Below are 14,434 nucleotides of genomic sequence, written 5' to 3'. Positions count from 1 at the left end.
CCGTGCGCGCGCAGGACAAGGGCAGTTCGGCGAAGGAACGGACGCCCGGCTCCCGGCCCGCCGTCCGCGCGGCCAGGCCCCCGGGACCGGCGGCCACCGTGCTCGACCTCCAGCGGCTCGCCGGCAACGCGGCGGTCTCCCGCGCCGTCGACGCGGAACGCCACCAGCACTCCGCCGGCTGCGGACACGAACAGCAGCCCGCCGTGCAGCGCAGCTCCCTGGTGCACCAGGTGCTGAACTCGCCCGGCCGCGCCCTCGACACGCCGCTGGCCGGTGAGATGTCGGCCCGGTTCGGGGGCGTCGACTTCAGTTCCGTACGCGTGCACACGGACGCCGTCGCCCAGCGCTCGGCCGCCGAGATCGGTGCGAGCGCGTACACCTCACGCGAGCACGTGGTGTGGAACGGCCGGGACAAGCACACCCTGGCCCATGAGCTCACCCATGTCGTCCAGCAGCGCCAGGGCCCGGTCTCCGGCGCCGACAACGGCGCGGGCCTGCGCGTCAGCGACCCCGGCGACAGCTACGAACGCGCCGCCGAGGCCAACGCGCACCGCGTGATGTCGGGCCCGGCGCCGGTGCAGCGGGCGGTCGGGCAGGACGCCGGGCACGACCACGCCGACCACGCGTCCCCGGACGCGGCGCACGCCGGCGGGACCGACGCGTTCGTCCAGCGCCGGGCGGAGACCCCGGCGCGGGTGGGCTTCGAGTTCCAGCAGCTGAAGAGCAAGGTCGACGTCAAGGGCGGCTCGGACTCGGAGTCCGGTTCGGACGACGGCCTCTTCGCCACGGAGGAGACGAAGTCGGCGTCGGAGTCCGAGCCTGAGGTGTACGAGATCAAGGCCGAGCACTACGGCAAGGGAAGCGGCCTCTGGTACGTCGTCAAGGACGGCCAGAACCTGGAGTTCGTCACCCGACCGTTCAAGAGCATGGACGAACTCACCAAGGTCATGAACGAGATCTGGCGAGTGGCGAAAAGCATCCACCAGGCGACCAGGGCAGAGCAGGCCGAGGACCCCAGGGCGAGGCCGCAGTTCGAGCTCCCCGGTGACACCTACGTGACCGTCCACATCGCCGACGACTCCGGTCAGCCTCAGGTCAACCCCGATGTGCCGCTGGACTCCCTGCCCGGCCTCTACCAGCACGCGGCCGGCGACGAACAGCACCTCCAGGAATTCTACGGCGCCGACCAGGCGTTCTGGAAGGCGAAGGACACCAAGGAGGAGATGCAGGAGAACGCCGCGGTCGCCGCGAACGTGCTCGCCCTCGACGCCGACGTCCTCGCCCGCACCTTCCGCATGGAGGACACGTCCGGGGAGAAGCTCGGAAGCGTCCGCGGTCTGCTGCAGGTGCTCACCGCGGCGGCCGTGCACCAGGCGTTCTTCCCCAGCGCGTTGCCCAAGGACCAGCCGGTCCTGCTCAAGACCCACATGGGCAGGCTGTGGCAGGACCTGGTCGCCGACGATGTGATCGGATCCGATGTGTCCCCGAACGACGTGGTGGCGCTGATGTGCGGGCTGCACGGGGACCTGGTCGAGAAGGCGGGCGTCTGCAAGGGCATCGTCAGGAAGGTGATGCAGGGAGTGGACCCGGTCTGGGCAGGTCCGCTGGACTCCGTCGACATCGGTGCCCCGACGCAGGCCGGCGGGCCGGCGACGGCCGACCGCAAGCAGGTGCTGGTCGAGCTGCGGCGCGTTCCGGTCCTCCCCGTCGACGAGTGGCGGAGCTTCGCGGCCACCGCCTTCTCCCACTTCATCGAGGACACCGCCGACCGCTACCACCAGGACCTGTGACGCCCGGGCCGCAGAGCTGCCCGAACGGGCACACCCCCCTGCCCCTGGGCCTCATGACGCCCCCGGCGGGCCGGACGTAGCCTCGCCGGGGTGACCCTGTGGACTTCTCTCGAACCCGCCTCCGTCACCGTCGACCCCGGCAGCCGGGCGACCGTGCGGCTGCGGGTGCGCAACACCGGTGACGTCGTCGACGAGTACCGCTTCGAGCCCGTCGGCCCCACCGCGCCCTGGACCACGGTGGAGCCGCCCACGCTGCGCCTCTACCCGGGTACGACGGGCACGGTCGAGCTGACCTTCGCCCCGCCGCGCACCCCGGACGCGACGGCCGGCCCGAACCCGTACGCGGTGCGGATCACGCCGACCGAGCATCCGGACGCGGTCACCGTCCCGGAGGGGAACCTCACGGTCACGGCGTTCACGGAGGTGCGGGCCGAGCTGGTCCCGCCGACGGTCAAGGGCCGCTTCCGCGGCCGGCCCCGGATCGCCGTCGACAACCTCGGCAACACCCGCGTCACCGCCTCGCTCAGCGGCGGCGACACCGGTGACCGGCTGTCGTACGAGCTGAAGCCGTCGAACGTGCAGATCGAGCCGGGCAGGGCGGCGTTCGTCGACGCGACGCTGCGGCCCCGCGACATCATCTGGTTCGGGTCCAAGGAGGAGCACCCCTACTCGGTGGCGGTACGGCGTTCCGGCGCCGAACCCCTCCCGGTGGACGGCACGTTCGTGCAGCGCGGCTTCCTGCCGCGCTGGCTGGCGACCGCGCTGAGCGTCTCCCTCGCGTTGGCGATCGCGTTCGTGATGATCTGGATCGCCTACAAGCCGCAGGTGCGCAGCCTCGCCGAGGAGCGGCTCGCGCAGGCCGGGGTCAGCACCCTCCCGCCGCCCAGCCCCAGCCTCAGCGCCGCGCCGAGCGCGCCCCCGTCGGCGGCCGTCCCGGTGCCCGCGGCGAAGCCCGAGGGGCCGGCCACCGCCGACGCCGACGGCACGGGCGGTTCCGGTGGCGGCGGCGAGAGCGGCGGCGGGGGCGCGAGCGAGGCGCCGAAACCGAAGCCGAAGCCCAAGCCGGAGACCGCCGCCACCGCCGTCAAGCAGCTCGCCGCCCGCAGCGAGGGCCGCCACATCTGCTACCGCGCCTATGTGGCCGACCGGGGCTGGCAGAAGCCGGTGTGCGACGGCTCCGAGGCCGGCACGACCGGCAAGGGCCTGCCCATCAAGGCGCTGAACATCGCGGTGGCCGGCACCGGCGGCGTCAGCGGCAACGGCGCGCACGTCGTCGAGGACTGGCTGACCGGCGACAAGTGGTCGAGCGCGGCCGACGGCAAGGACATGTACATCGGCAGCAGCAAGGAGGCCGTCTCGCCGCTCCAGGGCTTCACCATCAAGGTCAACGACGGTTCCGTGTGCCAGAACGCGAACGTCAAGGGCAAGGGCTGGATGGGCCTCGGCTGCACCAAGCCCGGCGACTGGCGGTACGGCGGCAGCAACATGGACGAGGGGCTCCAACTGGAGGCTGTCGAGTTCACGGTCTGAGGAATCCTGAAGTCCGTTGTCCCGCTGGGGACTTCGGGGGCAGGGCAGGTCGTCCCCTTCGGGCAGCGGTCCTGCCCCGCCGCTTCCTGACGGGCCGCCGCCCTCCCCCATAGCGTCGACAGGTGACTCTGTGGACCTCCCTGGAACCGGCGGCGGCGACCGTGGACCCCGGCGGCAGCACGACCGTCCGCCTGCGGGTGCGCAACACCGGTGACGTCGTCGACGAGTACCGCTTCGAGCCGGTGGGCAGCGTGGCGCCCTGGACCACGGTGGAGCCGCCCACGCTGCGGCTCTACCCGGGCACGACAGGCACGGTCGAGCTGACCTTCGCCCCGCCGCGCACCCCGGACGCGACGGCGGGCCCCAGCCCCTACGCGGTGCGCATCACGCCCACGGAGCACCCGGACGCGGTCACCGTCCCCGAGGGCAACCTGACGATCACCCCGTTCACCGAGATGCGGGCCGAGCTGGTCCCGCCCACGGTGAAGGGCCGTTTCCGCGGGCGGCCCCGGCTCGCCGTCGACAACCTCGGCAACACCCGGCTGACCGCCTCCGTCGCCGGCTCCGACAACGGCGACTCCCTGTCGTACGAGATCCGGCCGGGCAACGTGCAGATCGAGCCGGGGCGGGCCGCGTTCGTCGACGCGACGCTGCGGCCCCGGCAGATCATCTGGTTCGGGTCCAAGGAGCAGCGGCCGTACGCCCTCACCGTGCAGCGTTCCGGTGCGCAATCCCTCGTCCTGGACGGGACGTTCGTGCAGCGCGGGTTCCTGCCGCGGTGGCTGGCGACCGCGTTCAGCGTCGGTCTGGCGCTGGCGATCGCGTTCGTCATGATCTGGCTGACGTACAAGCCGTCCGTCACCAGCCGCGCCACCGAGAAGCTCGCCGAGGCCGGCAGCACCGCGCTGCCCAGCCCGGTCGCCTCCGCGCCGGCCGCGCCGAAGGCCGACGCCTCCGCCGCGCCGCTGCCCGTCCCTGAGGCGCCGTCCGCGCCCGCGCAGACCCTGGACCCCGGCTCCGGCACGACCGGCGCGGCAGGCGCGCAGCCGGACTCCCCGAGGTCGGGCTCGGGTGCGTCGGGTTCGGGGACGTCCGGGTCCGGCGGGGGCAAGCCGGCCACCGGCTCGACGCCGAAGCCGAACCCGAAGCCGGTCCCCGGGCAGCTGATCATCGGGCAGGCCTCCGGGCGGTGCGTCGACGTCACCGGCGCGGCGGACGGCAAGGGCAAGGACGGCACCCCGCTCCAGCTGTGGGAGTGCGCCGGGACCGCCAACCAGAAGTGGGTGTTCCACGGTGACGGCACCGTCCGCACGCTCGGCATGTGCATGGACGTCGCCTGGGGCTCGCGGGACGACGGGGCCGTGATCCAGCTCGTCCGGTGCAGCGGCAACCCGGCGCAGCAGTTCGTGCTGAGCACCCGGGGCGACCTGGTGAACCCGCAGGCCGACAAGTGCGTCGACGTCAAGGACAACGGCACCGGCGACGGGGCCCGGCTCCAGCTGTGGACGTGCGCGGGCACACCGAACCAGAAGTGGCGCGTGCAGTAGGGCACTCGGCGAGGTGCGCTACCAGCCGGCCTCGCCCGGCACCAGGCGGCCCGCCTTGCGGTACTCGCGGCGGGCCCCCTCCAGCAGGTCCCCGTCGCCGACCGGTTCGCCCCGGCCGGCGGCGAGGTAGGCGGCGGTGACGACCGCGCTGCGGATGGAGCCGCCGGCCAGCTCGAACTGCGCGGCGAGCGGGGCGGGGTCGATGCCGTCGGCGCACGGCACGTGGGACAGCCCGTGCCGCCACAGCGCGAGCCGCTGCCCGGCGTCGGGGAACGGGAAGTCGACGACGAGGTCCAGCCGGCGGGTGAACGCCTCGTCGATGTTGGCGCGCAGGTTGGTGGTGAGCAGCGCGATCCCGTCGAAGGACTCCAGCCGCTGGAGCAGGTAGGCGCTCTCCATGTTGGCGTACCGGTCGTGCGCGTCCTTGACCTCCGACCGCTTGCCGAAGACCGCGTCGGCCTCGTCGAAGAGGAGCACGGCGTCGGTGCGGTCGGCCTCGGTGAAGATGCGCTCCAGGTTCTTCTCGGTCTCGCCGACGTACTTGTCCACGACCGACGACAGCTGCACCACGTACAGGTCGAGGCCGAGTTCGGCGGCGACGACCTCCGCGGACAGGGTCTTGCCGGTGCCGGACTCGCCGGCGAACAGCCCGAGCACGCCCCGGCCCCGTCCGCCGCCCGCGCTGAGCCGCCAGTCGCCGAGGACGCGGTCGCGGTGGCGGGCGCGCAGGGCGAGCTCCTGCAGCTGGATCAGCGGCCGCTCGGGCAGGACGAGGTCCTGCCACCCGACCGCGGGCCGGATCCGGCGCGCGTGCCGCTCCAGCCCGGACGCGGACTGCTGACGTGCGGCGAGCCGGATGTGCGCCGCGGTGAGCGGGCCCCCCTCGAACGCGGCGAGCCCCTGTGCGGCGCGTGCGGCCCGGACGATCCGCTCCCCGCCGAGCCGGTACGGCGCGACGGCGGCGGCCAGGTCGAAAGCGCCGGTGTGGCCGTTGTCGTCGGCGGGACTGTTGACGTCGGCGGGACCCTTGTCGTCGGCGGGACTGTTGACGCCGGCGGGACCCTTGTCGTCGGCGGGCTCCGTCTTCCGCGTCGCCGCCGCCTCCAGTGCCGCCGACCACGCCGCCGTGCCGCCGGTGCGGCGGCGGGGGGCGTCCAGGGTCAGCGGGTCGTGGGGGGACCAGTGCGGGTCGTAGGGGCGGGGGTCCGTCAGGAGGACGGTGACGTCGGTGGCCGCGGTGAGTGCCGTGACCAGCGGGCCGGGGCGTTCGGGCAGGCCGGACAGGACGAGGGCCAGGCCGCCGAGGCGGGCCTCGCGCAGCAGTTCGGGCACCCGGTCCTCGGGTCCGGTGAACCGCAGCGCGCGCACACCGGCCGCCTCCAGGGCGGCCGCGAACGAGGCCACCCCGTCGCCTTCGCGGTGCTCGCGCAGGTAGGCGGTGAGGGGGCCGTTCCTCAGCAGGGCGGCGAGGCGGGCGGTGAAATGCTCGTCGTCGGCGGGGAGCGGCTCCGGCAGGGGGTGCAGACGGCCGTGCAGGGCGGCGTCCGGGGTGTCGTCGCCGAGCAGATGGCCGAGCACCCGGTCGGGGACGCGCAACGGGCGGGAGAGGAAGGGCCGTTCCGGCTCCTCCACGTCCAGCAGGCCGAGCGCGCGCAGCGGTGCGCCGGCGTGGAGGCGGGCCCGGGCGGCGGCGAGATGCGCGGGCACGGCGCACAGGTCGAGGGCCAGCCCGGTGGTGGCCCGGCGCCGGCTGACGTCGTCGTTGAGGTAGCCGTAGAGCGGCTCGAAGCGGCGGTCCAGGTCGGGGGCGAGGGCGACGAGCAGGATCGCGGTGTCGAGGTCGGTGAGGGAGAGGCGGGCGGCGAGGGCGGTGAGGGGGTCGGGGCCGGGGGCGCCGAGCGGGGAGTCGGGCGCGTCCGGGGCCGCCGTCGTCGCCGGGGCGGTCAGCAGGTGCCGTACCGCCTCCTCCGACAGGTAGAGGCCGCGCAGGGGGTCGTCGGCCGTCGGGTCGGTGGCGGCGCGGCGGTCGACGAGGGCGGCGACGCGCTCGCGCAGCCGGGCGAGACGGGCGAGGAGGGGGCTGACACGGCTGTCGGCGGGGGCCTCGGCGCGCAGGTCGGTCATCGGGGGTTCCGGGTCTCGCGGGCGGCGCGGGCCGCCGCCACCTGGTGGGGACGGTGGACGCGCTCACCGGACTCCGGCGGCTCGCCGTCCATGCCGCGCAGGCGCACCGCCGCGCCCTCGGTGACGGGCGGCCCGGCGTCGTACTCGGGGTAGGCCGGGAACGGCGCGGTGACCACCAGGTCGAGGGACGGCTTGAGCTCGCCGCCGAGCGCCGACCAGATCTCGGCGAGGGAACGCGACTCGGTGTGCAGACCGGCCACGGTCAACGGCACCGCGAGCCCCAAAGCGCCGAGAGCACCCGGGAGTTCCTCGGCGGGGAGCAGTTCACGTGGGATGAGCGTGGCCAACACCGCCGACAGCAGGCGGTGTTCGTCCTGCGGGGTCTTCGTCCACGCCGTCACCAGGTACGACAGCCGGAACCAGCGCGGGGGTTGGCGGCGGCGTACGACGAAGTCCCGCTCGTCGCGTACCGGCATCTGCCCGCGCTGCCGCCGGGCCACGTCCTCCCGGATGTCGTACAAGTAGGCGTTGACGACAGGGGCGTTGCGGCGGGCGGCCCAGTCGCGGGTGGGCGCCTCGAAGGAGACCTCGATGCCCGAGCCGGTCAGCGCGCCGCCGCCGAGCAGCCCTTTGAGGACCTCGTCCACCTCGTGGATCACGTCGTGCTCCTCAACTGCCCTGCTGTAGCCGGTCGTTCACGGGCGTCCCGCCCTGTCGTCGATCGTCCCCCGAACGCCGCGGGGGCCGCACGCGCGGCGGGGTCGGCGGACGGGCAGGTGTGCTGCCCGCGTGTCCGCCTTCGATTGCCCGTTCGGTCAGATGTAGCCTTCCCGAAGGGCATATGCCACGGCGTGCGCCCTATTGCGCAGATGCAGGCGCGTCGTGAGTCCGTGCATCACGTTCTTGACGGTTCGTTCGGAGTAGGACAGCTTGCTGGCGATCTCCCCGGTGTCGAGGCCCTCGGCGACCAGCCGCAGGACGTCCACCTCCCGTGGCGCGAGCCCCAGCGAGGGGGTGCCCGCGCGGCTCGCCGCGCCCCGGTGCAGGGTGCCCACCTGGCTGATCAGCCGGCCCAGCAGGTCGGCCGGCAGGTCGCCGTCACCGCGTGCGGCGGCCTGGACCGCCGCCACCAGCCGGTGCGCGGTCGCCTCACGCCGCCAGACGATGGCGCCGACGCCGCATTCGATGACGTCCAGCAGCTCGTTCTCGCGGATCGTGCCGACGACGAGCACGGCCCGGCCGCCCTCGCTGCGCACGATCCGGCGCAGCCGGGCGAGGGCGGCCTCGTCGAGGGCGTCCTCGACCAGCAGGGCGACCGTGTCGACGCCGCTCTCCTCGCGGATCTCTATCTCCGGGCGGGCGCGGAGCTGGCTGACGGCGCCCTCATGGCTGATGGGGTCGCAGGCCTGTACGACGACGGGCGTGCGGCGCGGGGTCCGTACGGCGGCGGAGTCCCCGGTGCGGTCCTGCGTTCTCGGCGTGGGCAGGTCGTGCGTCCTCGCCGTCGGGTGGTCTGGCGTCCGGGGCGCGCTGAGCAACCGAATCCCCCCTGTTCACGGACCCGCCGACCGGCGCGGGACCGGTGACGGGAGATCGTGCCCCACATTTCTGCGCGGGGCGCGGCGGCGCAATCGTGGAGCACCACGAGGCGGACCACGAGAGCAACGCCGGTACGCCACCACGAGAAGCGTCCCGCGTGAGTATCACCGCAGGTCAGAGAACGTCTGCCGATGCATCGGCGGCTCTCGGGCGCGGGTCCGCGTCCCGCCGTGAGCCTCACCACAACCGCCGTCCGCGCCGCCCCCGGCCGCGACCCCGCACACGTCACCGACGTCTACCACGCCGTACGCGTCTCCACCACCGTCCGCGAGTACACGAGTCACCACGAGCACAGGAGGCAGGGATGACCGCACCACCGTTGCCTGAGCGCGAGGAGGCGCACGCGCTGCTCGTGGCCGAGACGGAACGCGCCCTGGCGGGCAGCGGCCGGCTGGTCCTGCTGCGCGGAGCCACCGGGACCGGCCGCTCCGCCGTGCTGGAGGCGGCCGCGGCGCACGCGGCTGGGCGCGGTCTGCGGGTGCTGCGGGCCCGCTGCTCCCCCGAGGACACCGGGGTGCCGTTCTCGGCGGTGCTCCATCTTCTCGGCCCCGTGCCGGAGTTCGCGGACGTGGCGCCCGGTCCTGACGACCGGGGCAGCGCGGCACGGCTGTGGCGGGTGCTGCGCTCGTACGCGGCGCGGTCGCCGCTGCTGGTGGCGGTGGACGACGTCCATCTCGCCGACGCGGCGTCACGCCGTTGGCTGGTGGAGGCGGCCCGGCGCATCGACCGATTACCGGTGCTGGTGGTGGCCACCGAGCGCAGCCAGTACGACATCGGTCCGCAGCCCAGCGGTCTGACCCACGCGCTCTCTCCCTCCCTCGTCCGCACCCACACGCTCGCGCCGCTCTCCGACACCGCGTCGGCGGAACTGGTCGTGTCCGCCGTCCCGACGGCGCCGGCGGACTGGACGGCGGACTGCGTGCGCGCCGGGGCGGGCAGCCCGCTGCTCCTGCGCGCCCTCCTGGAGGACCTGCACGGCGCTCCGCCCCCGGCCCCGGTGCCGGACACCTGCGCGGCCCTGTACCCGGGGGCCTACCCGGCGGCGGTGAACTGGTGGCTGGACAACACGGACCCGGACACAACAAACCTGGCCCGAACCCTGGCAACCCTGCAATCACCGCTCCAGCCCCGCCCCACCATCCCGGCCGCCTGCGCCCCCCCGGGAGGCGACGACGGAGTTTCGTCCGGCGGCGCACCGGAATCCGATACTCCGGTCTCGGCCTGCGCCCGCCAGGGCGCCGCCTCCGCGGCCCCGCCCACCCGGCAGGGCGCCGACGCCCCCGCCCCCTCCCAGTCGGGAGCCGGCGCCTGCCCCGTCCCGGGCACCACCCCCGCAGCCCAGGACGCCCCGCAGGGCGCCGACGCCCCGGCCTGCGCCCAACCCGGCCTCGCCGGCCCGGCGGGCGGCCACCCGGCCGAGGGGTGGCGGTCCGGTGCGGGCCGGGTTGTGGCCTTCGCCCCTCCGCCGGAGGCGTTCGTCGGGTTGCTCGCTGATGCCACCGGGTCTGATCCCGCGCGGGTGGCCGGGTGGCTCACGGCGATGGTGCGGCTGGGGATGCTGCGGCCGGGCGGGGAGGGGGACGGGCGGCCGCGTTACGCGCATCCGCTGCTGCGGGACGCCGTCCTCGCCGGCTGGTCCACCGCCCGCCGGCAGGAGGCCCACCGGGCGGTCGCCGAGGCGATGCTGCGGCGTGGCGACCGGGTGGAGGAGGTCGCCCGGCAACTGCTGCACAGCGGCCCGGTCGGCCTGCCCTGGGCGCTGCGCGTCCTGCGCGACGCCGTCACCGTCGCCGAGCGCGAGGCCCGCCCCGGCGACGCCGTCGTCTACCTCCGCCGGGCGCTGCGGGAACCGCTCGCCGACGACCTCAGGCAGCGCCTGCTGACCGAGCTCGGCTCGCTGGAGTACGCCTCGGCCGACGCCCCCGCCGGCATCCCCCGCCTCGCCGAGGCACTGACCCTGACCGCCGAGCCCCGCGACCAGGTCCGTACCGCGATGGCGCTCGGCACCGCCCTCGCGGGCCACGGCGAGGTCCGCACGGCGATGGAGGTGATGCGCCGGCTGGAGACGCGGCTGACCGACCACCCCGAGCTGGCCGGCACCGCGCGGACCGCCTCCGCGTTGCTGTCGGACCAGGACCAGACGGTCCGCCGGGAGGAATACCGCCGGCTGACGGACATCGCGGAACGCTCCCCGGAGCTGGCCGGCGCCACCGGCCAGGCCCTGCTGGTCCGCTACGCGGCCACCGCGGGCGCGATCTCCGCACGGGCGGCGATGAACCGGCTGCGCGCCCTGCTCACCGAACCCGCCGACCCCCTCGCCGAACCCTTCCTGCTGGGCACCGCCGGCGCGGTCGCCCAGTGGGCCGACGAACTCGACGAGGCGGAGCGGCTGGTCGAACGAGGCCTGGCGGGGCAGCGTGCGTCCCTGCTCCATCCGATGCACCGGGCCCTGCACGACGTCACCCTGGACATCGCGGCGGCCAGGGGCGAGTACGGCCGTCTCCTGCCCCCGCACCCCGGCCCGCCGGCCGGGGAGAACGCACGGCACGCCCCCGCCAACGCGGACGCCCACGCTCTCCTCGCCCTCGTGGAGACCGGCCGCACCCGCCAGGCGCGTCGGCTCGCCGACGGCTTCGACCTGCGCCAGGCGCCCGACTCCTGGGAGCTGAACCGCTTCCTCTACGCCCGCGGTGTCCTGCGCCTCACCGAGGGCGACGTCACCGGCGCCCTGCACGACTTCCTGGAGTGCGGCCGCCGCCAGTCGGCCCGCACGGTGCTCAGCCCGGTCGTCACCCCGTGGCGCTCGGCGGCCGCCGTGTGCCGGCTGGCCCTGGGCGACCGGCGGGAGGCCCTCGCCCTCGCGCAGGAGGAACTGCGGCTGGCCCACGTGTGGGACACGCCCCGCACGACCGGCCGCGCCCTGCGGGTCCTGGCAGGGGTGACCGGCGGACGGCGCGGTGCGGAACTGGCCGACGACGCGGTCGGCGTCCTGCGCGACACCCCGGCCGGTGCCGAACTGACCGCCGCCCTCCTCACCCAGGGCCGGCTGCTCACCGCCGCCGGGGACCGCTCCCGGGGGCGGGACGTCCTGCGCGAGGCCGCCGAACACGCCGAACGCCTGGGCGCCGTACGCCTTCGCACCCGTGCCGAGGAAGCCCTCCGCGCCGGAGGCGCCCGCCGCACCGCCGCCGCCCGCACCGGCTCCGGCGCCCTCACCGACAGCGAACGCCGTATCGCCGAACTGGCCGCGGACGGCCGCACCAACACGGAGATAGCCGACCTCCTCCACATCGCCCGCCGCACCGTGGAGACCCACCTGACCAGCACCTACCGAAAGCTCGCCATCCGCCGCCGCACCGAACTCCCCACCGCGCTGACGGAGGAGGACCCGAGCGGCTGAGTCCACGGGGCGTGGCGCGAAACAGTGCCGCGGATGGCCGGACTGCACCGCATGCGAGGGGCCCAACTGCCTTACGCTGGCGCAGATTTGATCATTCCTCCCGCACCGCTCGAAAGGTGGTATCGCGCATGCCCCGCACACCGTCCAGACGCAACGTCCTGCGTGGACTCACGGTCGCCGGCACAGCCGCGGTGGTCGGCTTCGACACCGTCTCCCGCAGCTGGGCCACCGACGGCACGACGTCCGTCGCGTTGACCGGCATACCCGCGCTGGACGGCACGCTCCTCACCGACGCCGCATCCCTCACCGCCGCCGCCGACGACTTCGGCCACATCGTGCACCGAGGCCCCCGCGCCGTCCTGCGCCCCGGTTCCGTGCGCGACGTCGTCAGCATGGTCCGCTTCTGCAACACCCACTGCCTCCCCGTCGCCCCCCGCGGCCAGGGACACGCGCCGTTCGGCCAGGCCCAGGCGGAAGGCGGCCTGGTCATCGAGACCACGCCCCTCGCGAGCATCGGCCCCCTCGGCCCCGACAGCACCACCGTCACCGTCGGCGCGGGCGCACGCTGGAGCGAGGTCGCCCGGGCCACCCTGGCCCACGGCCTCACCCCGCCGGTCTTCACCGACTACCTCGAACTGTCCGTCGGCGGCACCCTCTCCGTCGGCGGCCTCGGCGGCCAGGCCCACCGCCACGGCGCGCAGGTCGACAACGTCACCGAGCTCCGCGTCGTCACCGGCGCCGGCGAACTCGTCCGCTGCTCGCCCACCCGCCGCGCCGACCTCTTCCACGCCGTCCTCGCCGGCCTCGGCCAGTGCGCGGTCATCGTCGAGGCCACCCTGCGCCTCGTCCCCGCGCCCGAGACCGTGCGCCACTACCACCTGCCGTACACCGACCTGGAGACCTTCCTCGACGACCAGCGTCTCCTCATCGAGGAGGCCCGCTTCGACTACGTCGACGGCCAGGTCTCCGCGGACGCCGACGGCGCGTTCCGCGTCTACACCCTGGAGGCGGTCGCCTATGGTGCGCCCGTCGGCCCCGCCCCGGACGACGCCGCCCTCCTGCGCGGCCTGCGCCACGACGCCGCCCGGCTCAGCTACGAGGACAAGCCCTACTTCGACTTCCTCAACCGGCTCGCCCCCTGGGCCGCCGCGCTGAAGGCCGCCGGCGTCTGGAACTTCGCCCACCCCTGGCTCAACCTCATGGTCCCCGGCACCCGCGCGGCCGCCCTCGCCGCGCCGCTCCTGGACGACCTCACCCCGGAAACCCTCGGCCCCGGCGGCGTCGTCCTCTTCTACCCCCTGCTCCGCGACCGCCTCACCACCCCCCTGCTGCGCGCCGCCGACGAGCCGACGTCGTACCTCTTCGACATCCTGCGGGCCGTCCCGCCGGGCGACACCGCCGCCGTCGACGGCGCCCTGGCCGGCAACCGCGCCGCCTACGAGTCCGTCGCCGCCGCCGGGGGCACGCAGTACCCCGTCGGCAGCATCCCGTTCACCCCCGCGGACTGGCGCGCCCACTTCGGCCCCGCCTGGCCCGCGCTGAAGGCGGCCAAGCGCACGTACGACCCCCGGGGCATCCTCGTCCCCGGCCAGCACGTCTTCTGACGTCCCCGGCCCCGGCCGAGCGGTCGGGCCGCGGTCCCACCGCCCTGACCGCTCCCGGACAATCGGACGATGATCTACCACGTCATGCCGAAGGACGAGAAGGACGACTGGGACGCCAACCCCGGCCGGCCGTACGCCCCCGCCTCCCTCGCGGCGGACGGTTTCGTGCACTGCTCGCCGGACGAGCGGACCACGCTCGCCGTCGTGAACGCGTTCTACCGGACCCCGGGCAGGCCGCTGCTGGCGCTGCTGCTGGACGAGGAGCGGCTCGGCGCGCGGTGCGAGTGGGAGGCGGCGGCGCCCGCCCCGCCGCCCGGGGTGGCCGAGGACGTCCGGTTCCCGCACGTCTTCGGCCCGCTCGACCGGGAGGCCGTCGTCAGCGTCCTGGAGGTGGTGCGGGACGAGGAGGGGCGGGCGACCGCTCTGGCCGCGACCGGCTGACCGGCCCCTCCTCGGCCGGTGTCAGTCCTGCTTGGGGCCGGCCTGCTGGACCACCTCGAAGGACCACAGCGTCGCACCCGTCGCCGCGGGCTTCGGCCGCTCACCGCCCTCGGCGGCGTGCCCCTGAGCCGATCCTGCCCCGGCGCCGGACGCGCCGGCGTGGGCCGCTTGGCCGCGGCCCGACATCCACGCCTGGAAGTCCTCCTCGCTGCGCCAGCGCGTGTACACGAGGTAGGTGTCGGTGCCCTCGACAGGGCGGAGCAGCTCGAACCACTCGAAGCCGTCCGAGCCCTCCACCGCGCCGGCGCGGGCCGCGAACCGCTTCTCCAGCGTCTCGCGCTGCTCCTCCGGGACCGTGAGTACGTTGATCTTGACGATGCTCATGGGCCCATTGTCACC

Annotated in this window: 11 protein-coding genes; 7 read left to right on the top strand and 4 right to left on the bottom strand. The window is 74.7% G+C overall.

The genetic code is table 11. From position 1 onward, the window contains the following. Positions 1 to 2 precede the first annotated feature (2 nt). The 3 genes from ACIOC0_RS08415 to ACIOC0_RS08405 all read left to right on the top strand — a co-directional run bounded on the left by ACIOC0_RS08415 (position 3) and on the right by ACIOC0_RS08405 (position 4,867). Positions 3 to 1,790, top strand: coding sequence for a DUF4157 domain-containing protein (locus tag ACIOC0_RS08415; protein ID WP_402153751.1), 1,788 nt, complete (start codon positions 3 to 5; stop codon positions 1,788 to 1,790). 90 nt (positions 1,791 to 1,880) lie between these two features. Further along, positions 1,881 to 3,320, top strand: a complete 1,440-nt coding sequence (locus ACIOC0_RS08410; protein WP_402153749.1) for a hydrolase — start codon at positions 1,881 to 1,883, stop codon at positions 3,318 to 3,320. 122 nt (positions 3,321 to 3,442) lie between these two features. Beyond that, complete coding sequence (locus ACIOC0_RS08405) at positions 3,443 to 4,867, top strand: ricin-type beta-trefoil lectin domain protein (protein WP_402153747.1); 1,425 nt, start codon at positions 3,443 to 3,445, stop codon at positions 4,865 to 4,867. Between the two features lie 18 nt (positions 4,868 to 4,885). Here ACIOC0_RS08405 and ACIOC0_RS08400 read toward each other — a convergent pair whose 3' ends face one another. The 3 genes from ACIOC0_RS08400 to ACIOC0_RS08390 form a co-directional block, all read right to left on the bottom strand. Continuing rightward, positions 4,886 to 6,991, bottom strand: a complete 2,106-nt coding sequence (locus tag ACIOC0_RS08400; protein ID WP_402153745.1) for an ATP-binding protein — start codon at positions 6,989 to 6,991, stop codon at positions 4,886 to 4,888. After that, positions 6,988 to 7,650, bottom strand: coding sequence for a DUF4255 domain-containing protein (locus ACIOC0_RS08395; protein ID WP_130438923.1), 663 nt, complete (start codon positions 7,648 to 7,650; stop codon positions 6,988 to 6,990). The genes ACIOC0_RS08400 and ACIOC0_RS08395 overlap by 4 nt, the downstream gene beginning before the upstream one ends. A 156-nt stretch (positions 7,651 to 7,806) precedes the next feature. After that, entirely contained in the window at positions 7,807 to 8,478 is a 672-nt protein-coding gene (locus ACIOC0_RS08390) for a LuxR C-terminal-related transcriptional regulator (protein ID WP_402154357.1), read from the bottom strand. A 282-nt stretch (positions 8,479 to 8,760) separates the two neighbouring features. On the opposite strand from ACIOC0_RS08390, the gene ACIOC0_RS08385 reads away from it, so the two are divergent. The 4 genes from ACIOC0_RS08385 (at position 8,761) to ACIOC0_RS08370 (ending at position 14,035) form a co-directional block, all read left to right on the top strand. After that, positions 8,761 to 8,898, top strand: a complete 138-nt coding sequence (locus ACIOC0_RS08385; RefSeq protein WP_402153743.1) for a hypothetical protein — start codon at positions 8,761 to 8,763, stop codon at positions 8,896 to 8,898. Beyond that, a complete protein-coding gene (locus ACIOC0_RS08380) occupies positions 8,895 to 11,990 on the top strand; it encodes an AAA family ATPase (protein ID WP_402153741.1) in 3,096 nt (1,031 codons plus the stop codon). The genes ACIOC0_RS08385 and ACIOC0_RS08380 overlap by 4 nt, the downstream gene beginning before the upstream one ends. Positions 11,991 to 12,118: 128 nt before the next feature. Then, a complete protein-coding gene (locus tag ACIOC0_RS08375; RefSeq protein ID WP_402153739.1) occupies positions 12,119 to 13,594 on the top strand; it encodes an FAD-binding protein in 1,476 nt (491 codons plus the stop codon). Positions 13,595 to 13,663: 69 nt separating this feature from the next. Then, a complete protein-coding gene (locus ACIOC0_RS08370) occupies positions 13,664 to 14,035 on the top strand; it encodes a DUF952 domain-containing protein (protein ID WP_402153737.1) in 372 nt (123 codons plus the stop codon). A gap of 21 nt (positions 14,036 to 14,056) precedes the next feature. Here ACIOC0_RS08370 and ACIOC0_RS08365 read toward each other — a convergent pair whose 3' ends face one another. Then, complete coding sequence (locus ACIOC0_RS08365) at positions 14,057 to 14,419, bottom strand: antibiotic biosynthesis monooxygenase family protein (protein WP_402153735.1); 363 nt, start codon at positions 14,417 to 14,419, stop codon at positions 14,057 to 14,059. Positions 14,420 to 14,434: the final 15 nt, after the last annotated feature.

The sequence above is a fragment of the Streptomyces sp. NPDC088254 genome (genome assembly GCF_044740925.1).
In the GTDB taxonomy this organism is placed as follows: domain Bacteria; phylum Actinomycetota; class Actinomycetes; order Streptomycetales; family Streptomycetaceae; genus Streptomyces.
The sequence above is the reverse complement of the archived record's forward strand: the minus strand, read 5'-3'. Positions and strand labels throughout refer to the sequence as shown.

Excerpts from the sequence above, each read along its gene's own strand:
- ACIOC0_RS08365 (WP_402153735.1), bottom strand. The coding sequence starts at position 14,419 with ATGAGCATCGTCAAGATCAACGTACTCACGGTCCCGGAGGAGCAGCGC.
- ACIOC0_RS08400 (WP_402153745.1), bottom strand. The coding sequence starts at position 6,991 with ATGACCGACCTGCGCGCCGAGGCCCCCGCCGACAGCCGTGTCAGCCCC.
- ACIOC0_RS08380 (WP_402153741.1), top strand. The coding sequence starts at position 8,895 with ATGACCGCACCACCGTTGCCTGAGCGCGAGGAGGCGCACGCGCTGCTC.
- ACIOC0_RS08375 (WP_402153739.1), top strand. The coding sequence starts at position 12,119 with ATGCCCCGCACACCGTCCAGACGCAACGTCCTGCGTGGACTCACGGTC.
- ACIOC0_RS08370 (WP_402153737.1), top strand. The coding sequence starts at position 13,664 with ATGATCTACCACGTCATGCCGAAGGACGAGAAGGACGACTGGGACGCC.